Origin of the sequence: Streptococcus sp. NM, assembly GCF_003390135.1 — a bacterium.
Taxonomy (GTDB): Bacteria; Bacillota; Bacilli; order Lactobacillales; family Streptococcaceae; genus Streptococcus.
Map to the genome: position 1 here is coordinate 14,849 of NZ_QUOS01000008.1, position 21,286 is coordinate 36,134.

The window sequence follows — 21,286 nt, forward strand, 5'->3', positions numbered from 1 at the left end:
AAATCTATCCCTACCTTATATTCTTATAAAATTGCATCTTTTAAAGCTGCTTGAAGTTCTTCATCTACTGCGTATATATACAGGCCATTTACTCCTCTTGTTAGTAAAACATTTAATTCATTTTTTAAAAGATCTGCACCAAAGTTTCTCATTTCACCATTGTCGAGTTTTCTATTTTGAACTGCACCTTTATTTTTACTAGCAGAAATATCGAACTTAATTTCACCATTTCTATATTTGACTGATGGACCAATAATTACCCCGGCGTAATTCAAATCAAAACCTTGAACAGTAAAAGTTGAACCTACTTCATTAATTGTTTGGGATTGTTCGATCCAAGAAAGTTTAGAGTCTTTTTTATCCCTACGTAATTCTCTATTCCAAGGACATGACCAGTCGTCTATTTCCACACACCAATACTCTTTATCTATTGGTTTAGATTGACTACTATAATCCCAATCATAGGTTGCTATTAACCTAGAAATTCCTAAGTGTTGATTCTTATCTTTTAATTTAATAGCATCTTGTAATTCCTTTGGAGAATTAAATATCTGGATATCATAGTTCTTGTCTTCTTTTAATTTGGTAATTTCTCTTTTATCAATAATATTTCTAATCCAACTAATTGTAGATTCACTAGCTCTTATACGCATTTGATTATTTAATTCGATTAAATTACCAGACAACCTCGCTTGATGCTGTAAAGTCAAAAATGAATCATCTACCCATATTTGAGATTTATTCATTATTTGATTATCATCGTAAACTAGAACAACTACTTTAGATTTTGAAAGAATATCCTTTAAATGATTGCCGCCTTGATAAGCTTGGTTTTTTGCTGTCAAAAGTAAGTGCCCTTCATCAATAACGACTATACCAGCATCTACATCTTGTTTTTTCAGTGCATTTAGAAACTGGGTTGGTTTCATAGCAACATCAAGATTTAACCCACTTTTCCACTCAAGTTTTTTCTCAATTTCTTTATAGACACTTAATTGGTCGTCATGATTGACAACTAGATTTATAGTATTATTTTCTCTTATGAATTCTGTATCATCAGAATTCAATAAATCGTCTATTAAAGAACTCATCAGTACCGTTTTCCCAGCACCAGCTTCTCCTTTAACTAAGATTAAAGTTCCAAGTTCATTCTTACTAAGAGCTGAAGTAATTTTAAAAATGATCTCATTTTTTGCTTTTATTTGCTCATTGGTTAATTTATGAAAAGGTGAAGATTTGAAAATAGCAGAATTTCTAACAATACTTTCAGCAGGAAATAAAAAGTGATTTTTTTTATTTAATGAACGCCAAATTTTTGAAAAAATTGAATCTAACTCATCGGATGTATAATATTCATTTTGAGGATTTCCTCTTCTATTTTGTACCCTGGTTACATTATCGACACTTGATAAATATAGCATTAAGCGATTTTCTATATCTAGAGTTAACGACTTATTAAAATGATTGTGACCAATTACAAACATCTTCGTTGTCGAAGATGTTGCAAAATCTCTCCAATCATCTCTATTTTCTTTTTTTATATCGTCAATTAAGTGTTGACTTGTTCGCCGAATTATATCAGTTGTTTCACCTATGTACACACTAAATCGATTCTTTTTCTCATCGTTAACAATATAAACTACCGGATAATCAAATAAAAATTTTAAATCATTTTTATTTTCATTAAATTTAAATTGGTTTTTAAGTTTCACCAGCGAGTTGCTGGTATAGTCTATTTCTCTAACGATTGGACTTTGTATTTTTACCATTATTTCTCCAACTCAGTATATTTTTTATTATTCCCCTTACTTAATTTAACAGGATATTTCGCTTTATTTTTTTCTAATTTTTCTTCAATAATCTGTTCTATATCCAGTTGTAAATTATCAGCTAACATCATTGAATATATTAGCACATCTGCTAGTTCTTCTTTAATTCTTTCAAGAGAATTTGTTGTAACTTCTTCAGACTGCTTCCATTGGAACAATTCTAAAAGTTCACTAGCTTCCAGTGAAATGGATATAGCTAAATCTTTTTCATTGTGAAATTTTCTCCAATCCCGATCATCCCTAAATTTATTAATTTTATCTATTGTTGACTTCATTTATTTTCTCCGATATCAATTTACTTATACACATTATATCATGAAACCCGTTCTTAAATTTTATAATTGGAATAAAATTAGATTTAAATTCTTGACCTTCACTCTAATCCAAAAACAACCCATTCCCCCTTTCTCCTCCAAAATATGGTATAGTAGAATTATACTATCTATGAGGAGTTTACATGTCACAGGATAAACAAATGAAAGCTGTGTCTCCCCTTCTGCAGCGAGTTATCAATATCTCATCGATTGTCGGTGGAGTTGGAAGTTTGATTTTCTGTATTTGGGCTTATCAGGCTGGGGTTTTACAGTCTAAAGAAACCCTCTCTGCTTTTATCCAGCAGGCAGGTATCTGGGGTCCACCCCTCTTTATCTTTTTACAGATTTTACAAACTGTCGTCCCTATCATTCCAGGAGCCTTGACCTCGGTGGCTGGTGTCTTTATCTACGGCCACATCATCGGGACTATCTACAACTATATCGGCATTGTCATTGGCTGTGCCATTATCTTTTATCTAGTGCGCCTCTATGGAGCTGCCTTTGTCCAATCCGTCGTCAGCAAGCGCACCTATGACAAGTATATCGGCTGGCTGGATAAGGGCAATCGTTTTGACCGTTTCTTTATTTTTATGATGATTTGGCCCATTAGTCCAGCTGACTTTCTCTGTATGCTAGCTGCCCTGACCAAGATGAGCTTCAAGCGCTATATGACCATCATCATTCTGACTAAGCCCTTTACCCTCGTGGTTTATACCTACGGTCTGACCTATATTATCGACTTTTTCTGGCAAATGCTTTGACACGTAAAAAATCCGTTTGGTTTCCCAAGCGGATTTTTAGAGCGTAGATTGATTATAGCTTGATACTAAATATACTTTGGTATGGAAATCATTCCTATTTTTCGATAGTGAGGCGAGGACTTACCTAGCCTTTTCGCCGTGATAGAAACACCTGAAATCTAATGGTTTCAGGTGTTCGGAAACTTTGAGACATTAGGCTCAAAGTTTAGGTATGGAATTTCGAAGAAAGTCGCTACCGTCCGTAATCACTTAAGGAAAGGCTCAAAAATATTGTTTTCAACCACAAAATCCGTTTGGTTTCCCAAGCGGATTTTGTGCTTTATTTTGAAACTTCTTTTGCAAGGACAAAGTTTCCAAGAGTAGCAGAACCATTTCCTGCGACTGCTGGCGTCACGATGTAATCACGCACATCAGGTACTGGTAGGTAGCCATTAAGAAGAGATGTAAATTTCTCACGGACACGATCCAGCATGTGTTGTTGAGCCATGACCCCTCCACCAAAGACAATCACGTCTGGGCGGAAAGTCACTGTCGCATTGACCGCAGCTTGAGCGATATAGTAGGCTTGGACATCCCAAACAGGATTGTTGAGTTCAATATTTTCCCCACGTACACCTGTACGAGCTTCCAAACTTGGACCAGCTGCATAGCCTTCCAGACATCCCTTATGGAAAGGACAAACACCCTTAAACTCTTTTTCAATATCCATTGGGTGTCTAGCAACATAATAATGACCCATCTCAGGGTGACCCACACCACCGATAAACTCTCCACGTTGGATAACACCAGCACCGATACCTGTACCGATTGTGTAGTAAACCAAGTTTTCGATACGACCACCAGCATTGTTACGGGCAACCACTTCACCATAAGCAGAGCTGTTTACGTCTGTAGTGAAGTACATTGGCACGTTGAGGGCGCGACGAAGGGCACCAAGCAAGTCCACATTTGCCCAGTTTGGTTTTGGAGTCGTCGTGATAAAGCCATAAGTTTTTGAGTTTTTATCAATATCAATCGGACCAAATGAACCAACTGCAAGACCAGCAAGGTTGTCGAATTTCGAGAAGAACTCAATGGTTTTATCGATTGTTTCGATTGGAGTTGTTGTTGGAAATTGTGTTTTTTCTACAACGTTAAAGTTTTCATCACCGACAGCACAGACAAACTTTGTACCGCCCGCTTCCAAGCTTCCATATAATTTTGTCATGATAAACCTCTTGTTTTTATTTTCTTTATTATAGCATATTTCGAAAGTCTAAATTTCTCTATTTTTTAGATTTTCCTCTGTAAATCTTACCATTCAAGCAAAAACGAACAAACATGTCATTTGTTCGTTTTCACATTAGAGAGGATTGATTAGATTTTCACTTCGATCACAGCATCACCTTTAGCAACTGATCCAGAAGCAACTGGATTTACTGAAACAAAGTCAGCTGTGTTTGTCACGATAACCATTGTTGTGTTATCAAGACCTGCAGCAGCAATCTTAGCTGAGTCAAAGGTTCCAAGAACATCTCCAGCTTTAACCTTGTCACCTTGAGCAACTTTTTGGTCAAATCCTTCACCATTCATTGAAACAGTATCGATACCAACGTGGATCAAGATTTCAGCTCCGTTTGCAGTTTTCAAACCATAAGCATGTCCTGTTGGGAAGACGATTGTCACTTCAGCATCAGCTGGGGCGTAAACAACATCTTGACTAGGTTTTACAGCGATACCTTGTCCCATAGCTCCACTTGAGAATACTGGGTCATTCACATTTGAAAGAGCAACAACATCACCAACGATTGGTGTTTGGATTGTTTCGTCTTGAAGAGTTGCTGGTACTTCTTCATTTACCACTGTAGTTTCTTCAGAAACTGTTTCTTCAACAACTTCTGTTTCTTCTTTGTAACCAAAAGCATATGTCAAACCGAAACCAAGGGCAGTTGTAACTAAGACCATAAAGACATACTTAAGGAGTTGACCGTTGATATAGAGAAGTGTTCCAGGAATGATCGTAATACCAAAGCTAGTACCTGCCAAACCTAGAATGTTTGCTAACCAACCACCAGCAGCACCGGCGATAAGCCCCATGATAAACGGTTTACCATAGCGAAGATTGATACCAAAAATAGCTGGTTCAGTGATACCAAGTCCAGCAGAAAGTGCAGCTGGGAAGGCAAGAGCTTTAATTTTGGGATTCTTTGTTTTTACACCAACAGCAAGCGTTGCTCCAAGTTGAGCAGTCATAGCTGCTGTAATAATAGCATTAAGAGGATCTGAACCTGTAGAAGTAACAAGGTTAGCCTCCAAGAGATTGAAGATATGGTGAACACCTGTAACAACGATGACCTGATGAACACCACCAAGGATTAATCCACCTAGACCCATTGGAAGACTGAGCAACCAAACAGTAGCGACTTTGACATAGCTTTCAACTTCGTGGAATACAGGTCCAATGACAAACAAGGCCAAAATAGACATTACTAAGAAAGTCAAGAATGGTACAAGGAGTAAATCTAATACATCTGGAATACGCTTACGGAGCCACTTTTCTAGTTTAGCACCAGTCAGACCAACGAAGAAGGCTGGTAAAACTGAGTTTTGATAGCCGACAACTTTGATAAAACCAAAGAAGAGGATTGGTTGAGCGTCACCAGAGGCCACAGCCCAGGCATTTGGTAAGGATGAGTTTACCATCATCAATCCTAGAACCAAACCAAGCAATGGATTTCCACCGAAGACTCGAAAGGCTGACCAACAGATTAAGGCTGGGAAGAAGGCAAAAGCTGTATCTGTCAAAACAACTGAATAGGTATAGAAGTTTGTTGCTTTAAAAGCTTCTGCAGTTGTTCCAAACAAAGCCAAAACTTGATCTTGAACAATAGCCCCACGAATTCCCATAAACAAACCAGTAGCAACGATTGCTGGCAAAAGAGGTACAAAGACGTCACCGAAAGTACGGATGGCACGTTGGAACCAATTTCCTTGTTTGCCTGCTTCTTCTTTCATCTCATCTTTAGATGAAGTTAGCAAACCAAGAGCTACGACTTCATCGTACATCTTGTTTACTGTACCAGTACCAAAGATAATTTGGTATTGACCTGAGTTAAAGAAAGCACCTTGAACTTTTTCCAAGTTCTCAATAGCGTTCTTATTGATTTTAGCTTCATCTTTTACCATCACACGGAGGCGAGTCGCACAGTGAGCTACACTGTTGACGTTCTCACGTCCACCCAAGGCTTCGATGACTTTTTTTGCAATTTCTGTATTGGTCATTTGCAAAAATCTCCTTATAAAAAAATTTGTTCTTGTTTGAAAGCGATTTTATTCGCCCTACGAGTATTATTTTATCATCTTTCAAAAATATGTCAAGCGTTTTGCAGAAAAAGTTTTTTGATTATTAAAATTTTTGATAGTTTTTGCTACTTTCTTAATAAATCTCTCTAAAAAGTGCCTGATCCTACGTGTTTTTATGTGTATTTTTTCAAAAACTTTCATATTTTCATTAATTTTCATAAAAATAAGTTCCTAATCATCTGTCAATCGTTTGCCATTTTTTCTTAATTTTATGATAAAAGACTTGCTTTTTTATGAGGAAACGTTTACTATTAAGATAGTAGAAATTTTGGAAGGAAGATAACATGAAATGGACAACTGAGCGTCGTTACAGACTTTATCAAGATTGGACGCAAGAAGAAATTCAACATATAAAGGAAAATATGGCACAATCTCCATGGCATACTCATTACCATGTTGAGCCAAAAACAGGACTTCTCAATGACCCAAATGGCTTTTCTTACTTTGATGGGAAGTGGATTGTTTTTTATCAAAACTTTCCTTTTGGTGCAGCCCACGGTTTAAAATCTTGGGCACAGCTAGAAAGTGATGATTTGATTCACTTTAAAGAAACTGGAATCAAAGTTTTACCAGATACTCCATTAGATAGCCACGGTGCCTACTCTGGTTCTGCCATGCAGTTTGGCGATAACTTGTTCCTATTTTATACAGGAAATGTCCGCGATGAAAACTGGATCCGTCACCCGTACCAAATCGGTGCTTTGATGGACAAGGATGGCAAGATTACGAAGATTGACAAGATCTTGATCGACCAGCCAGCAGACTCTACTGACCACTTCCGTGATCCGCAAATTTTTAACTTCAAGGGCCAATACTATGCTATCGTCGGTGGACAGGACTTGGAGAAAAAAGGCTTCGTCCGTCTCTACAAGGCTGTAGACAACGACTATACAAACTGGCAAGCCGTTGGCAACCTTGACTTTGCTAACGACCGTACTGCCTACATGATGGAATGTCCAAATCTGGTCTTTGTAGGGGAACAACCTGTCCTTCTCTACTGCCCACAAGGATTGGATAAGAAAGTTCTAGACTACGATAATATCTTTCCAAATATGTATAAGATTGGGGCTTCCTTTGACCCTGAAAATGCTAAAATGGTAGATGTATCTCAACTTCAAAACATGGACTATGGTTTCGAAGCCTATGCAACTCAAGCCTTTAACGCTCCTGATGGACGTGCTCTAGCTGTTAGCTGGCTTGGCTTGCCTGATGTTTCATATCCATCTGATCGTTTCGACTACCAAGGAACCTTCTCTTTGGTCAAGGAACTCACTATCAAAGACGGCAAACTCTACCAATACCCAGTCGCAGCTATCAAGGACCTTCGTGCTTCTGAAGAAGTCTTCTCAAATCGTGCTCAAACCAAGAACACTTACGAACTTGAACTCAACTTGGAAGCTAATAGCCAGAGCGAGATTGTCTTACTGGCTGATAAAGAAGGCAAGGGACTTTCCATCAACTTTGACCTTGTAAATGGTCAAGTGACAGTAGATCGTAGCCAGGCTGGTGAACAGTATGCCCAAGAATTTGGAACTACACGTTCTTGCCCTATCGAGAATCAGGCTACTACTGCTACAATCTTCATCGATAACTCTGTCTTTGAAATTTTCATCAATAAAGGAGAAAAAGTATTTTCTGGTCGTGTCTTCCCACATGCGGACCAAAATGGGATCCTGATTAAATCTGGAAACCCAACTGGAACTTACTATGAATTAGATTATGGTCGCAAAACTAACTGATGTCGCCAAACTTGCAGGCGTCAGCCCTACTACCGTTTCTCGGGTTATCAATAAAAAAGGGTATTTATCTGAAAAAACAATTCAAAAGGTAAATGAAGCCATGCGAGAATTGGGCTATAAACCCAACAACCTAGCTCGCAGTCTACAAGGAAAGTCAGCTAAGTTAATCGGTTTGATTTTCCCAAATATTTCCAATGTTTTCTATGCAGAATTGATTGATAAGCTGGAGCACCAACTCTTCAAAAATGGTTACAAGACCATTATCTGCAACAGTGAGCACGATTCTGAGAAGGAACGCGAATACATCGAAATGTTGGAAGCCAATCAGGTGGACGGCATCATTTCGGGTAGTCACAACTTAGGAATCGAAGACTACAATCGCGTGACGGCACCGATTATTTCCTTTGACCGAAACCTGTCTCCAGACATCCCTGTCGTTTCCTCTGACAACTATGCTGGTGGGATTCTTGCGGCCCAGACCTTGGTTAAGACAGGTGCCCAGTCTATCATTATGATTACAGGGAATGACAATTCCAATTCGCCAACTGGACTACGCCACGCTGGTTTTGCCTCCGTACTCCCAAAAGCTCCTATTATCAATGTTTCCAGTGACTTTTCTCCAGTCAGAAAAGAAATGGAAATAAAGAATATCTTGACTCGACAAAAGCCAGATGCCATCTTTGCTTCAGATGATTTGACAGCTATTCTGGTTATTAAAATCGCTCAAGAACTGGGCATTTCTGTCCCTGACGAGCTTAAAGTCATCGGCTATGATGGGACCTACTTTATCGAGAATTACTACCCTCAACTGGCTACTATCAAGCAACCTTTGGAAGAAATTGCCTGCTTCACTGTGGACCTCCTCTTGCAAAAGATCGAAGGCAAGGAAGTCGCCACAACAGGTTACTTCTTACCAGTTACATTATTATCAGGAAAAAGTATTTAAGCACAAGAAAACTCAGACCAATTCGTCTGAGTTTTTTTATGATCTTAAGTTTTCTAGATATCGCTGGGCTGTCTCTAGATTAAAGGTTTTCTCTGCGATGAGGCGCTCGACTAGGGGAGCTACCTCGGATTCACTAGCACCTGATAGAAGAGCTAAGGATTTGGCCTGCAATTTCATGTGACCTTGCTGAATCCCTGTACTCACCAAGGCTTTCAGGGCCGCAAAGTTTTGGGCAAGCCCGATAGAAACGATAATCTGAGCTAATTCTTTAGCAGAAGGATTTCCTAATAATTCATGACTGAGGGCTACACGAGGGTTAAGGCCGATAGAGCCACCCTTGGTCGCTACAGGCATGGGTAGTGTCATCTCACCAACTAATTCTTCTGTCTCCAAGTCTAGACGCCAAGAGCTAAGACCTTGGTAATGTCCATCTCGACTGGCAAAGGTATGAGCTCCTGCCTCAATAGCACGCCAGTCATTACCTGTGGCAATCAAAATGGCATCAATACCATTAAAAATCCCTTTATTATGGGTAGTAGCTCGATAAGGATCAGCCTGCGCAAACTGGCTAGCCAAGGCTATCTTCTCCGCAAATTCTCGTCCTTGATCCTTTTGGCGGCTCAAGTATCGAAAGGCGATACGACAGCTTGCTGTCACCAGAGAATCGGTCGCGTAATTAGACAGGATTCCCATAAGACTCTGTCCCTGACTGAGTTCTTCTAAGACTGGTTTCAAGGCTTCCAGCATGGTGTTGAGCATATTGGCTCCCATGGCTTCTTGGGTATCAACATGGAGATAAACAACAAGGAAGTCTGTTTCGCCTTTTATCTGTTCTACATGCAAATCACGCGCCCCACCTCCACGTTTAACGATAGAAGGATAGGCTTGATTGGCAAGTTCCAAGAGTTCGGCTTTCTTGCTTGCAATCTGCACTTGCGCTAGATCAGGATTAGCAACTTGATAAAGGGCCACCTGCCCAATCATCTGGCGCTCATGAACTTGAGCAGTAAAACCGCCTGCTCGCTTGATGATTTTACTTGCATAGCTGGCCGCAGCAACCACGGACGGTTCTTCTGTCACATAGGGAACTGTGTATTCCTGACCGTTGACGAGGACCTCTGGGACCAGCGAATAAGGTAAAGAAAAAGTTCCCACCACATTCTCACTCAGCTGGTCTGCGACAGTCACGCTAATTTGTTCATCCTGCTCCAGACTGGTTTGTTTTTCAGGACTAAGGAGCGCCTGAGCTTTTAACAGCTCAAGGCGCTCTTGGTATGATTTTTTAGAAAATCCATTCCAACTTATCTTCATTATTTTTCAACCTTGCTATAACGGCGTTGGTGGTCAACAATTTCAATCAAGGCAAAATCTTGATTTTCATAGCCAGCAAACTGGGCAGAATTTGTTTCATCTAAGTCTACTTCCTCAAAGAAGACTTTTTCATAGTCTGCAACAGACAGGGCAGTTCGTTGGTTGAGCTTGTTAAAGCGGTCTTTATCCAAATAAGCTTCATATCCTTCAACCAATTCACCACTGAAGAACTCAGCGACAGCACCACTTCCGTAACTATAAAGGGCAATTTTATCCCCAGCCTTCAAACTATCTGTATTTTCCAAGAGAGACAAAAGTCCAAGGAAGAGGGAACCAGTGTAGATATTCCCCACCTTTTGACTGTAGAGAATAGACTGGTCAAAATGCTTTTGCAAGAGGTCTTTTTTCTCTTGAGGCAAGTTCTTATCCATGATTTTTTTCAAGCCTTTTAGAGCTAATTTAGGATAAGGCAAGTGGAAGCAAACAGCCGCAAAATCATCTAAAGTAAGCTGGTAGCGTTTTTGGTATTCAAGCCAAGTCGTTTTCAAACTATCCAAGTATTGTTGGGTAGAATAAACACCATTTACATAAGGAGTTGTTGAGTAATTTGGACGCCAGAAATCCATGATGTCACGAGTCTGAGCCACATTGTCATTATTAAAGGCCATAATGCGTGGATTTTGTGTAATTAACATGGCCACACTGCCAGCACCCTGAGTTGGTTCTCCTGGAGTTTCAATACCGTACTTGGCAATATCACTGGCAATGACCAAGACCTTGGACTCTGGAGAATTTTCCACATGCAGTTTTGCATAATGAAGGGCAGCTGTCGCTCCATAGCAGGCTTCTTTAATCTCGAAACTACGAGCAAAGGGCTGGATGCCTAGCAAGCCATGCACAAAGACGGCCGCAGCCTTACTCTGGTCAATTCCTGACTCGGTAGCCACAATGACCATATCAATTTCTGCTCTTTCTTGCTCAGTTAAAATAGAGTCACTAGCACTGGCCGCCAAGGTCACGATGTCCTCAGTTAGGGGTGCAATACTCAATTCCTTGAGCAAGAGTCCTTTACTTAATTTTTCAGGGTCAATTCCCCTCGCTTCTGCTAAGTCTTGTAATTTCAAGACATATTGACTGGTCGCAAAACCAATCTTATCAATACCGATTGTCATATTTACCTCTGTTTTATCATTCATTGTAAAAAATCGTTCTATACTATTTTATCACAAATAGCAGTAAAAGAGAGAAAAAAGACTTGATTCACCAAATCAAGTCGCTTATTATTCTAACCATTATGCTGCTTTCTTAAGTAGGAATAAAGTCTAAGAATCACTGTTCCGCTAGCCATTCCAATGGAAATCACCAAAGCCAACATAACAACCAAGGTTGCACTAGCAATGGCATGATTGTAATCCCCTATCACAAAAAAGGCAGTTGTCCGATAGGAAAGATAACCCGGAACCAGAGGTGCCAAGATTGCCAAGATAAAGACTACAGCAGGGGTCTTATAAAGGATACTCAAAATCTGGCTGACACAAGAACCGATAATGGCTGCAATAAAAGTAGCCACAATAACATTGGTCGGTTCCTTGAGCAAAAGATAAATTAGCCAGACAGCCATGCCCAAAATCCCTCCTGGTAAGAGCATAGAACGTTGAACATTGAGTACGATTAAAAAAGTGATAATAGCAAGAAGACTTGCTACTGCTTGTAATAAAAAGGTTGTTAGTGTCATATTAGTTCATCAATACCAAGGCGACAGAAGTTCCTGCCCCTAAAGCAAGGGTAATGAGCAGGGATTCAAACATCTTACTCATACCAGAGTTTATGTGGTTAGTCATAATATCACGAACCGCATTGGTCAAGGCAATTCCTGGAACAAAAGGCATGACCGCACCAGCTATAATCAAGTCTGCCGTTGAAGGAAAGCCTGTGTAGCGAGCCCAAAACTGGGCAATCATCCCAAAGACAAAAGCTCCAGCAAAGGCCGTTACAAAGGGAATTCGGATAAACTTCTCCACATAGAGGGAAAAGGCAAAACCAAATAAGGTAGCCACTCCTGCCCCAAGTGCGTCGTAGATATTTCCACTAAACATAATCGAAAAGAAAGGGGCGCTAAAGGTCGCAGCCAGAGTTACCTGCAACTTAGTATAGGGAAGAGGTTGAGCTTGCAAGGCCGTCAATTGCTTGAAGGCCGTCTCTAAATCAAGCTTTCCTCCTACCAACTGACGAGAAATCTGGTTCACATCGCAGACTTTTTCGATGTTATAAGAAGAGGAAGTCACGCGCTTCATGCGAGAAATATTGGTATTTTCAATGGAGAAAAAGATAGCGGCAGGCATGGCAAGAACATTGCAATCCACAATCCCCTGCGAATGCGCAATACGAATCATGGTATCTTCTACACGATGAATCTCTGAACCACTTTTGAGGAGAATGGTTCCTGCTAGCATAATCACATCGATAACGGCATTTAGTTCTCTTGATTCTTCCATGCTTTCCTCCTTTTAGTTACTTTCTCTATTCTATCACAAATCTGGAGTCAAAAAAAATCTTTGCCATGAAATCATGACAAAGATTCGTTTAATCACGAGAATTTTCGTGGTTTCCTTCACTATTTGGTTGAGTCGGAGTAGGAACCGTTCCTTGTTGATTTCCTTGTTGATTTCCTTGCTGGCCACCTTGTTGATTCCCTTGATTTGGAGTAGTAGGTGAACCTTGGTTACCACGTGGAACTGACGTTGAAGAGGAACTTGATGGTGGTGTTTTGGGTTTATAAATCGAAATTTTAATACGTGTGCTGGCTAAATCAATTTTTCCACCCGGTTTTGGACTTTGCTCTACAACAGTCTCCTCAGCTGTTCCTTCAGGAGCAGTAGACACTTCTACAACTTCGATATTAGCTTTTTTAATTCCATATATCTCTGTAAGATTATTAACTGCAAATTCTCGAGTTGAACCAATATATCTTGGCATTGAAATCGAATTTACTTTTTTAGCAACTGTCAAAACTATTTGAGTTGCCTTGCTAAGATCATAGGTTGTTCCTTCCGGTAAACTTTGTTTCATGATTGTACCGGCTTCGATTTCGTTGGATTCTTCTTCCTCAATCTTAATCAGATTTTCTGGAACCTTCTTACCCTTCAACTCTGCCACTACATCACTAGATTTTCGTCCAAGATAATTTCCAAGTTGGAAGGATTGCTGACCAGAAGACACAATCAAATTAATTTTTGTTCCTTCTTTGCGTGTCGTACCAGCGTCAGGATCGGTACGAATAACACGACCTTCTTCAACCTTATCACTAGCCTCTGTTTTTTCTTCACCAACCTCAAAATTGGCTTTCTTAAGCGCTTCTTTAGCCTCAGCAACCGTCTGACCTGCCACCTTTGGAACGGCAATGGTAGCAGGCGTTCTATATAAAATCCATACTAAGGATGCCACAACCAACAAGAAGGTCGCAAATAAAATTGGATAACGTGCTTTCATGCGACGCCGTTTGGTTGGCTTTGGACTAGGTACTGGTTTTTCTGTCTGATGAGGCTGGGGCTTAGGCTGAGGTCTTCCCTCTTGTACCGGAGCTTTAGGAATAGAAGTCAAGGTACTTTGTGGAACTTTAGGAAGAGTTTTAGTATCTGCCTTAGTTGCATCGTCAAAGACTAGCTTTGGTTCATTACGACGATTATTAGACAAACTACTCGACAAATCCACATACATTTCAGCGACTGATTTGTAGCGATCTGTCAATTTCTTAGCAGTTGCCTTGATAACAACATTTTCTAGAGCCTGAGGCACAGATGGATTTTCGGCTATAACCGATGGCAGTGGTTTCTGGAAATGCTGGAGGGCGATGGTCACTGCGCTATCCCCATCGTAAGGAATATGACCTGTCAGCATCTCATAGAAAATAATTCCCATGGCATAGATATCACTCTGCACAGTTGCTTTAGAACCACGCGCCTGCTCTGGTGATAAATAATGCACAGAACCTAGCATTGAGTTAGTCTGAGTCAAACTCGTCTCTGCAAAGGCTACTGCAATCCCAAAGTCTGTAACTTTGGCAGTCCCATCTGGGGTCAAAAGGATATTTTGCGGTTTCAAATCCCTGTGAACAATTCCTCGAGTATGGGCTAAGCGCATAGCCAAGAGGATTTGTCCCATGATTCGAACCGCTTCTTCATTTGAAAGAGGGTGATGTTCCTTGATATAGCGTTTGAGGTCTAATCCAGCAACATATTCCATTGCGAGATACTGTTGTCCCTCTTCTTCACCGATATCTGTAATCCGAACGATATGAGGATGGTCCAAATCTGCCATGGCTCTCGCTTCCCGCTGAAAACGAGCCACAGCAATCGGGTCTGTCTGGTAGTTGGTCCTCAGGACCTTTACCGCCACTTCTTCCCCGTCTAGAATCAAATCTTTAGCCAAGTAAACATCTGCCATGCCTCCTCGACCAATTTGTTTGATAATCCGATACCGCCCGGCAAAAATCTTGCCGATTTGGATCATTCTGTTGCCTCCTCATTAACAGCAATAAGGGCAACTGTGATATTGTCTAAACCACCTGCATTGTTGGCAAAACGAATCAAGGTTGCTGCCTTATCTTCCAAAGAAATATCGCTGGTTACAATATCAGAAATCTCACTTCCTGAAATCATATTTGTCAAGCCATCACTATTGAGTAAGAGATAGTCCCCAGGCTCAAGGGTGATTATTCCAAAATCAGGCTGAATTTCGTCTTTTTGACCGATTGACTGGGTAATAATATTTTTCTGTGGATGGCTAGCAGCTTCTTCTGGCGTCAATTGACCTGCCTTAAGCAATTCATTGACTAAAGAATGGTCGCTCGTTAACTGGTGGTATTCTTCTCCACGAATCAAACCGATACGAGAATCCCCAATGTGGGCGTAGATAGCCTGATTATCAATAATGGCTACAGCCTCAAGGGTTGTTCCCATTCCTTTATAGGCTTCATTTTGTCCCAATTGGTTAATCCTTTGATTTTCAATCTCAAGGTTGTTAGCATACCATTCACGCACTTCATTAACCGTATCGATTTGTGTATCAACCCAAGCTACACCTAGGTCTGTTACCGCCATTTCACTAGCGATATTCCCTGCGCGATGACCTCCCATACCATCAGCTAGGATAATCATAGTACGTCCAGCTCTATTGACATAGTGGTTGACATAGTCTTGGTTATTTGTTCGTTTCTGACCAACATCTGTTAATAATGAAATTTCCATGTGTTAGTTCCTTCCTAATCCGATATCTTGCGAAATTGACTGATGAAGAATCCATCACTTCCATACAATTCAGGTGTGATGAGAATACAACCATCTTTCACGATATCCTTACATTCATGTTCTAGTTTTACCTGCTCAAAGTCGGGATGACTTTCTAAAAATGCCTGAACGACTTGAAAGTTCTCCTCTGAGACAATAGTACAGGTACTATAAGTTATTATACCACCTTTGCGTAGTGTTTGACAAACACTACCTAATATTTCTAGCTGAATTTCCTGTAAGGACGCGAAATCTGCCGTTTCTTTGTTGTATTTGATATCTGGTTTGCGACGCAGAAGACCGATTCCTGAACAAGGAGCATCCACCAAAATCTTATCAAATGAATTCTGACCAAAAAACTCATGCACCTTTCTGGCATCCAATTTTTTCGTTTGAACTCGTTCTGCAACCCCTAGACGTTGGGCATTTTCTTGGATTAAGTCCAACTTGTGGTCATATAAATCCAGAGCAATTACCTGACCTGTCGTGAGATAAGAGGCTATATGAGCTGTTTTTCCACCTGGAGCTGCACAAGCATCTAGAACCTGCTCATCACCTTGTAAATCAAGCGTCGGAGCAACAAGCTGACTGGACTCGTCTTGGATGGTAATGGCTCCCTCTGAAAATAGGTCATATCCCGCAAAGTGGCCTTGCTCCTTCACAAGACCAGAGGGAGACAAGGATGAATCACTGGCCTCCAACAAGACTTGGATTTCTTCTTTTCGACTTAAATCAGTCACGCGGATGCTGGCCTTATTGCGCACCAAAAGACTTTCAAAAATAGCTTGCGCTCGCTCTTCGCCGTATTCTTCCTTAAGTTTAGACACAAGCCAAACTGGGAGAGAATAGGCAACGGAATCACGCTTGTTTTTTCGCTTGATGCTAGCAATATCTGGCCAGCCTTCACGCAAGATACGGCGAAGGACAGCGTTGACCAATTTTTCACTGCCTTTTTTACGGACTTTGGCCAATTCTACTGCTTCATTGACCACAGCATGATCTGGAATCTTGTCCAAATAGCGGAGCTGGTAGGCGCTCATGAGAAGTAGGACATAGAGCCAGCTGTCTAACTGGTCTCTGTCTTCTATAAAGTGGGACAGGTACCATTCCAGAGTCAGTTTACGGGCAACCGTTCCATAGACAATCTCTGTCACCAAGCCCTTGTCTGCTACAGAAAGTTGGCTTCCCTTGAGATGCTTATTTAAGGCGATGTTTGAGTATGCTTGATTGATAAAAACATCCTCTAATACTGCTAGAGCTAAACTTCTAGCCGTTTCTACTTTAGTCACCAAATCGTTCTCCTACAGTCAATGTCCGTCCAACTCCGTTGAGGAAGGAAGCAATGTCCATCTTAGGTTTACCTGCTGGCTGAACTTGTTTGAGAGACAAAGCTCCTTCTGACGTTGCGACAATCAATTCTTTCTTGCCGATAGACAGAATCTCACCTGGATTTCCCTGACCTTCTACTGGTAGGGCTTCATAAATCTTAAAGCGGTCGCCCTTAAAGAAAGTATGGGCAACAGGCCAGGGGTTCATCCCACGGATTTGGTTAAAGAGTTGACGATTGCTTTTATTCCAATCCAACTTTTCTTCCTCGGGTTTGATATTTGGCGAGAAAGTAACCTGACTTGGATCCTGCGGTTCAGGTTTGATATCACCAGCAATATAGGCAGGCAAAGTATCCAAAAGCAAATCACGACCAACTAGCGCCAATTTTTCAAACAAGGTGCCGACATTGTCCTTATCTGTGATTGGAATACTACGACGAGAAATCATATCTCCTGCATCCATTTCCTTGACCATTTCCATAATGGTCACACCAGCTTCCTCATCCCCTTGAATCAAGGCATAATGGATAGGCGCACCACCACGGTGTTTTGGAAGAAGGGAAGCATGAACGTTGACCGCAAAGTCCATGCTATCAAGGAGTTTACTTGGGAGAAATTGCCCAAAAGCAGCAGTCACAATTCCATCCACTCCTAGATTCATAAGATCTTCCATCTCTGGACTTCCAGATAATTTTTCAGGTTGGTAGATAGGAAGTCCTGCCTCTTTGGCAGCTTGTTTAACTGGGGTCTCCTGGATCACTTTTTTACGTCCGACAGCACGGTCTGGCTGGGTCACAACGGCTAGAATTTCGTAACGGTCATCTGTCAAAAGTCCTTTTAAGACTGTTGCTGAAAAGTCGGGTGTCCCCATAAAGATTAATTTTGTCATATCTTCTCCTTCTTATAAAAATTGCTGCGGCTCATGGTCAATGCTAAGACGGAGCTCACTATTTTCCCGTTCTTGAGTCAAGGCCAAGACCTGGTTGAGGGTCGGCCCCAGCTCATCTTCTAAACGGTATTTAATTAAAATTTGGTAATGATAGAGGTTGTGGGTACGAGCAATGGGTTTTGGCGTCGGCCCAAGGATGTTACTGGTTTCAGACAGGCCTGAGCGCAAAATGTTCATAACTTCATAGGCACGTTTGACCACCTCTTCTTCTTTCTTGTGAGAAAGGGTAATGCCAATGGTGAAATAGTAAGGTGGATAACCTAGTTGGCGTCTGATTCCCATTTCATAGGCATAAAATCCTTCGTAATCCTGTTCCTTGGCAAATCGAATAGCATAGTGCTCAGGATTGTAAGACTGGATCAATACCTGCCCAGCTTTTTCCGCACGACCTGCACGGCCTGCCACCTGAGTCAAGAGCTGGAAGGTTCTCTCAGAAGAACGGAAATCAGGCAGATTCAAGGCGGTATCTGCATTGAGAACTCCTACTAGGGTCACATTGGGGAAATCCAATCCCTTAGCAATCATCTGTGTTCCAAGTAAAATATCCGCTTCCCCTCGTCCAAACTGGTCTAATAGGGCTTGATGACTACCTTTCTTACGAGTCGTATCCACATCCATCCGCAAAATACGGGCCTGGGGAAAGAGTTCTGCCAGCTCGTCATAAGCCTTCTGTGTCCCCGTCCCGTAGTAACGAATACTGCGACTCTTACAGTTAGGACAGACCTGAGGAATGTCCTTAGAAAAACCACAATAATGACAGTTCATGGTCTTAGTATCCATGTGCAAGGTCAGAGAAATGTCACAGTTGGGACAAGTATCTACCGTCCCACATTCCCGACACATGACAAAGCTAGAATAACCACGGCGATTGAGCATGAGAACCACCTGCTCTTTTTTAGCCAGACGGTCTTGGATAGCCTCTAGCAAAGGGGGCGTAAAGTTTGACGTCTCATTCTGTCCGATATAGTCTCGAAAGTCAATCACTTGAACCTCTGGAATCGTAGCCAAAGGATTGGCCCGTTGGGTCAGACGTAAGTGTTGATAAACGCCTTTGCCAGCTCGCGCACGGCTTTCCAGACTAGGAGTTGCTGAACCAAGTACCAGAGCTGCTTGATTATACTGAGCCCGTAAAATAGCGACTTCTCTGGCATGGTAACGAGGATTACTGTCCTGCTTATAAGTCGCCTCATGCTCCTCATCGATAATCATGACACCCAGATTTTTCAGAGGAGCAAAGATGGCCGATCTGGCCCCAACCACAACTTGAGCATCGCCACGCTCCACCTTGCGCCATTCATCATACTTTTCACCATTGGAAAGGCCTGAGTGAAGAATGGCCACTTTCTCACCAAATCGAGCGATAAAACGCTCGGTCATCTGAGGAGTCAAGGAAATCTCAGGTACCAGCAAAATAGCTGTCTTGCCCTTGTCCAAGGCACCTTGGATAATCTGCAAGTAAACCTCGGTCTTCCCACTTCCTGTAATCCCTTGAAGGAGGAAGGGAGGCTGATGACTGCCAATAGCACTCACAACCGCATCTCGCGCCTGTCTTTGCTCAGGATTTAACTCCAAAGGCTGACTTGCCTCAATGCCTTCAAAATAAGCAGCCGAGCGTTGAACTTCCTTTTGGACTATGGTAACAGCACCTTGTTCCACAAAGAAGTTGACTTGCTCCCTCGAATAGGACTCTAACAAACTAGCCAAGGAAGTACTCTCAGGATGAGACAACAAATAGTCTCTCAGTTCCAACTTTTTCTTGGCGCGTGCAGAAATCTCGACACCTTCTAATAGAGCAAGATTCACCTCATACCAAGACTGGGTCTTGACCTTCTTTTGATCAATCGCCTGATATTCTAGACCAAGCAGGCCTTTTCTAGTTAATCGCATCATTTCAGCTTGCTTACCTAAATCCAGAGAAGAAAAGGCAAGCGAATCCTCTGAACCAAACAAGCGCTCTCGGTCTTCCTGACTCAGACCTGCCAGAGGATAGAGAATCTTATCATAGCTAGAGTTCAGAAATCCCGGTAACATAGCCTTGAGGATGGAGATCTTGTAGGAGAAGACGGACTTGCGTAACTCTTCAGCCAGCCAGAGTTGTTCTTTCGTGAGTACAGGAGAAAAATCCAGTACCTCGACAATATCTTTTAAATCTTGCTCAATCTCTTCCTCATCTGATTGAGAATCCAAACCAAGAACAATCCCTTGAATCAGGCGATTGCCCTTACCAAAGGGCACATGAACCCGCATCCCAACTTCCAGCATTCCCTCAAATTCCTCAGGAATCCTGTAACTATAGGGCTGGTCCGTCTGCATCAAGGGCACATCTACGATAATCTTAGCTATGGCCATCCTCTCACCTCCTCCTTGTCAGTACATTCTTGCAATAGAAAAAATAAGATTGAGTCCCCCCAACCTTAAATTTTTTCACCATCTTCTTTTTCTTTAGCGATTTGCTCTTTGATTTTCTTTTCTTCTTCTTCTTTGCGACGTTTTTCTTCTTCGATACGGCGACGCACTGCTTCACGTTTTCCTTCTGGATCTGGGTGAATTGTAACGTTTCCTGATTCGATTTCTTCTAAAGCGCGAAGAGTTGATTTTTCAGACTTGAAACCTTGAGTTGCTGGCGCGCCTGCTTCCAATTCATGGGCACGTTTTGCTTCCAAGATTACGAGTGAATATTTTGATGGAACCTTGTCAAGCAAGGTATCAATAGAGGGTTTTAACATCATTTGCTTGTACCTATTTTCTAAATTTTATCGGGTAGTTGGAGATTTCGGTAACATCTCCTGATAGTGACCAATGACACGATCCACACGGAAGTGCTCTGCTTCAATAACACGTTTGACACGCTCAGCAGCTAGGGGCACCTGATCGTTGACAATCGCATAATCATACTCTCGCATAAGGGCAATCTCTTCCTTGGCCTTTTCGATTCGTTGGGCAATCACTTCTGCACTGTCTGTTCCACGTCCTACCAAACGATCTTGCAATTCATCCAAATCTGGTGGTGTCAGGAAGATAAAGACAGCATCTGGAACCTTTTTCTTGACCTGAAGAGCTCCTTGAACCTCAATTTCAAGGAAAACATCGATTCCCTTGTCCAAGGTTTCATTGACATAGGTCAGAGGAGTTCCATAGTAGTTGCCGACATATTCTGCATATTCCAACATCTGACCTTGACGAATCAGCTCTTCAAACTCTTCCCGAGTACGGAAGAAATAGTCAACACCGTCCACTTCTCCAGGACGTTGTGCGCGTGTCGTCATCGATACAGAGTATTGAAATTGGTTTTCAGAACTCTCAAAAATCTCTCTTCTAACCGTTCCTTTTCCAACCCCTGAAGGACCAGAAAAAACGATTAGTAAGCCTCGGTCTGCCATTGTGTCTCCTTTAGTCAGTCTGTGAAATAACATTTCTCTAGAATAATGGCAAAAAGCCAGATTATCCTTTACAGTCTTTCTATCTAGTGTAACAAAAAAGCA

The 21,286-nt window shown here is 41.5% G+C and carries 19 protein-coding genes; 3 read left to right on the top strand and 16 right to left on the bottom strand.

Annotated features, from left to right (window positions below; translation table 11 throughout):
• Positions 1-23: 23 nt before the first annotated feature.
• Entirely contained in the window at positions 24-1,769 is a 1,746-nt protein-coding gene (locus tag DXN33_RS09160) for a DUF2075 domain-containing protein (protein ID WP_115904925.1), read from the bottom strand.
• Positions 1,769-2,104, bottom strand: a complete 336-nt coding sequence (locus tag DXN33_RS09165; RefSeq protein WP_115904926.1) for a nucleotide pyrophosphohydrolase — start codon at positions 2,102-2,104, stop codon at positions 1,769-1,771. Before DXN33_RS09165 ends, DXN33_RS09160 begins: the two co-directional genes overlap by 1 nt.
• A 182-nt stretch (positions 2,105-2,286) precedes the next feature.
• On the opposite strand from DXN33_RS09165, the gene DXN33_RS09170 reads away from it, so the two are divergent.
• Positions 2,287-2,904, top strand: coding sequence for a TVP38/TMEM64 family protein (locus DXN33_RS09170; RefSeq protein ID WP_000076189.1), 618 nt, complete (start codon positions 2,287-2,289; stop codon positions 2,902-2,904).
• 319 nt (positions 2,905-3,223) lie between these two features.
• Here DXN33_RS09170 and scrK read toward each other — a convergent pair whose 3' ends face one another.
• The 3 genes from scrK to DXN33_RS09700 all read right to left on the bottom strand — a co-directional run bounded on the left by scrK (position 3,224) and on the right by DXN33_RS09700 (position 6,405).
• Positions 3,224-4,111 carry a fructokinase ScrK gene (scrK, locus tag DXN33_RS09175; RefSeq protein WP_000164310.1) on the bottom strand — a complete coding sequence of 296 codons (888 nt, stop codon included), beginning with the start codon at positions 4,109-4,111 and terminating at the stop codon, positions 3,224-3,226.
• A gap of 149 nt (positions 4,112-4,260) precedes the next feature.
• A complete protein-coding gene (locus DXN33_RS09180) occupies positions 4,261-6,165 on the bottom strand; it encodes a sucrose-specific PTS transporter subunit IIBC (protein ID WP_115904927.1) in 1,905 nt (634 codons plus the stop codon).
• Positions 6,166-6,246: 81 nt separating this feature from the next.
• The gene (locus DXN33_RS09700) at positions 6,247-6,405 is read right to left on the bottom strand and encodes a hypothetical protein (RefSeq protein WP_181897311.1); all 159 of its coding nucleotides are present in this window, start codon (positions 6,403-6,405) and stop codon (positions 6,247-6,249) included.
• Positions 6,406-6,530: 125 nt separating this feature from the next.
• Between DXN33_RS09700 and DXN33_RS09185 the strand changes: the two genes are divergently transcribed.
• A complete protein-coding gene (locus tag DXN33_RS09185; protein WP_115904928.1) occupies positions 6,531-7,985 on the top strand; it encodes a sucrose-6-phosphate hydrolase in 1,455 nt (484 codons plus the stop codon).
• Positions 7,966-8,931 carry a LacI family DNA-binding transcriptional regulator gene (locus DXN33_RS09190; RefSeq protein WP_115904929.1) on the top strand — a complete coding sequence of 322 codons (966 nt, stop codon included), beginning with the start codon at positions 7,966-7,968 and terminating at the stop codon, positions 8,929-8,931. The genes DXN33_RS09185 and DXN33_RS09190 overlap by 20 nt, the downstream gene beginning before the upstream one ends.
• Before the next feature lie 36 nt (positions 8,932-8,967).
• Here DXN33_RS09190 and DXN33_RS09195 read toward each other — a convergent pair whose 3' ends face one another.
• The 11 genes from DXN33_RS09195 to gmk form a co-directional block, all read right to left on the bottom strand.
• Complete coding sequence (locus DXN33_RS09195) at positions 8,968-10,242, bottom strand: hydroxymethylglutaryl-CoA reductase, degradative (RefSeq protein ID WP_115904930.1); 1,275 nt, start codon at positions 10,240-10,242, stop codon at positions 8,968-8,970.
• Entirely contained in the window at positions 10,242-11,414 is a 1,173-nt protein-coding gene (locus DXN33_RS09200; protein ID WP_181897313.1) for a hydroxymethylglutaryl-CoA synthase, read from the bottom strand. The genes DXN33_RS09195 and DXN33_RS09200 overlap by 1 nt, the downstream gene beginning before the upstream one ends.
• A gap of 113 nt (positions 11,415-11,527) precedes the next feature.
• A complete protein-coding gene (locus DXN33_RS09205) occupies positions 11,528-11,977 on the bottom strand; it encodes a threonine/serine exporter family protein (RefSeq protein ID WP_000176927.1) in 450 nt (149 codons plus the stop codon).
• A 1-nt stretch (position 11,978) separates the two neighbouring features.
• The gene (locus DXN33_RS09210; RefSeq protein WP_084925579.1) at positions 11,979-12,737 is read right to left on the bottom strand and encodes a threonine/serine exporter family protein; all 759 of its coding nucleotides are present in this window, start codon (positions 12,735-12,737) and stop codon (positions 11,979-11,981) included.
• Positions 12,738-12,825: 88 nt separating this feature from the next.
• Positions 12,826-14,751, bottom strand: coding sequence for a Stk1 family PASTA domain-containing Ser/Thr kinase (gene pknB / locus DXN33_RS09215; RefSeq protein WP_115904932.1), 1,926 nt, complete (start codon positions 14,749-14,751; stop codon positions 12,826-12,828).
• Positions 14,748-15,488 carry a Stp1/IreP family PP2C-type Ser/Thr phosphatase gene (locus DXN33_RS09220; protein ID WP_115904933.1) on the bottom strand — a complete coding sequence of 247 codons (741 nt, stop codon included), beginning with the start codon at positions 15,486-15,488 and terminating at the stop codon, positions 14,748-14,750. Before DXN33_RS09220 ends, pknB begins: the two co-directional genes overlap by 4 nt.
• A gap of 14 nt (positions 15,489-15,502) precedes the next feature.
• Positions 15,503-16,816 carry a 16S rRNA (cytosine(967)-C(5))-methyltransferase RsmB gene (gene rsmB / locus DXN33_RS09225; protein ID WP_181897312.1) on the bottom strand — a complete coding sequence of 438 codons (1,314 nt, stop codon included), beginning with the start codon at positions 16,814-16,816 and terminating at the stop codon, positions 15,503-15,505.
• Positions 16,809-17,744, bottom strand: coding sequence for a methionyl-tRNA formyltransferase (fmt, locus tag DXN33_RS09230; protein ID WP_115904935.1), 936 nt, complete (start codon positions 17,742-17,744; stop codon positions 16,809-16,811). Before fmt ends, rsmB begins: the two co-directional genes overlap by 8 nt.
• A 12-nt stretch (positions 17,745-17,756) precedes the next feature.
• A complete protein-coding gene (locus tag DXN33_RS09235) occupies positions 17,757-20,153 on the bottom strand; it encodes a primosomal protein N' (protein WP_115904936.1) in 2,397 nt (798 codons plus the stop codon).
• Between the two features lie 65 nt (positions 20,154-20,218).
• Positions 20,219-20,533, bottom strand: coding sequence for a DNA-directed RNA polymerase subunit omega (gene rpoZ / locus DXN33_RS09240; RefSeq protein WP_000979235.1), 315 nt, complete (start codon positions 20,531-20,533; stop codon positions 20,219-20,221).
• 24 nt (positions 20,534-20,557) lie between these two features.
• Entirely contained in the window at positions 20,558-21,184 is a 627-nt protein-coding gene (gmk, locus tag DXN33_RS09245) for a guanylate kinase (protein ID WP_000775041.1), read from the bottom strand.
• Between the last annotated feature and the right edge of the window lie 102 nt (positions 21,185-21,286).

What these genes read in the sequence shown, in the direction of transcription:
- gmk (WP_000775041.1), bottom strand. Translation starts at nt 21,184, where the DNA reads ATGGCAGACCGAGGCTTACTAATCGTTTTTTCTGGTCCTTCAGGGGTT.
- DXN33_RS09190 (WP_115904929.1), top strand. Translation starts at nt 7,966, where the DNA reads ATGGTCGCAAAACTAACTGATGTCGCCAAACTTGCAGGCGTCAGCCCT.
- DXN33_RS09235 (WP_115904936.1), bottom strand. Translation starts at nt 20,153, where the DNA reads ATGGCCATAGCTAAGATTATCGTAGATGTGCCCTTGATGCAGACGGAC.
- DXN33_RS09165 (WP_115904926.1), bottom strand. Translation starts at nt 2,104, where the DNA reads ATGAAGTCAACAATAGATAAAATTAATAAATTTAGGGATGATCGGGAT.
- DXN33_RS09170 (WP_000076189.1), top strand. Translation starts at nt 2,287, where the DNA reads ATGTCACAGGATAAACAAATGAAAGCTGTGTCTCCCCTTCTGCAGCGA.
- DXN33_RS09210 (WP_084925579.1), bottom strand. Translation starts at nt 12,737, where the DNA reads ATGGAAGAATCAAGAGAACTAAATGCCGTTATCGATGTGATTATGCTA.
- DXN33_RS09700 (WP_181897311.1), bottom strand. Translation starts at nt 6,405, where the DNA reads ATGAAAATTAATGAAAATATGAAAGTTTTTGAAAAAATACACATAAAA.
- DXN33_RS09200 (WP_181897313.1), bottom strand. Translation starts at nt 11,414, where the DNA reads ATGACAATCGGTATTGATAAGATTGGTTTTGCGACCAGTCAATATGTC.
- fmt (WP_115904935.1), bottom strand. Translation starts at nt 17,744, where the DNA reads ATGACAAAATTAATCTTTATGGGGACACCCGACTTTTCAGCAACAGTC.
- DXN33_RS09185 (WP_115904928.1), top strand. Translation starts at nt 6,531, where the DNA reads ATGAAATGGACAACTGAGCGTCGTTACAGACTTTATCAAGATTGGACG.
- rpoZ (WP_000979235.1), bottom strand. Translation starts at nt 20,533, where the DNA reads ATGATGTTAAAACCCTCTATTGATACCTTGCTTGACAAGGTTCCATCA.
- DXN33_RS09195 (WP_115904930.1), bottom strand. Translation starts at nt 10,242, where the DNA reads ATGAAGATAAGTTGGAATGGATTTTCTAAAAAATCATACCAAGAGCGC.
- DXN33_RS09220 (WP_115904933.1), bottom strand. Translation starts at nt 15,488, where the DNA reads ATGGAAATTTCATTATTAACAGATGTTGGTCAGAAACGAACAAATAAC.
- DXN33_RS09205 (WP_000176927.1), bottom strand. Translation starts at nt 11,977, where the DNA reads ATGACACTAACAACCTTTTTATTACAAGCAGTAGCAAGTCTTCTTGCT.
- pknB (WP_115904932.1), bottom strand. Translation starts at nt 14,751, where the DNA reads ATGATCCAAATCGGCAAGATTTTTGCCGGGCGGTATCGGATTATCAAA.
- DXN33_RS09180 (WP_115904927.1), bottom strand. Translation starts at nt 6,165, where the DNA reads ATGACCAATACAGAAATTGCAAAAAAAGTCATCGAAGCCTTGGGTGGA.
- scrK (WP_000164310.1), bottom strand. Translation starts at nt 4,111, where the DNA reads ATGACAAAATTATATGGAAGCTTGGAAGCGGGCGGTACAAAGTTTGTC.
- DXN33_RS09160 (WP_115904925.1), bottom strand. Translation starts at nt 1,769, where the DNA reads ATGGTAAAAATACAAAGTCCAATCGTTAGAGAAATAGACTATACCAGC.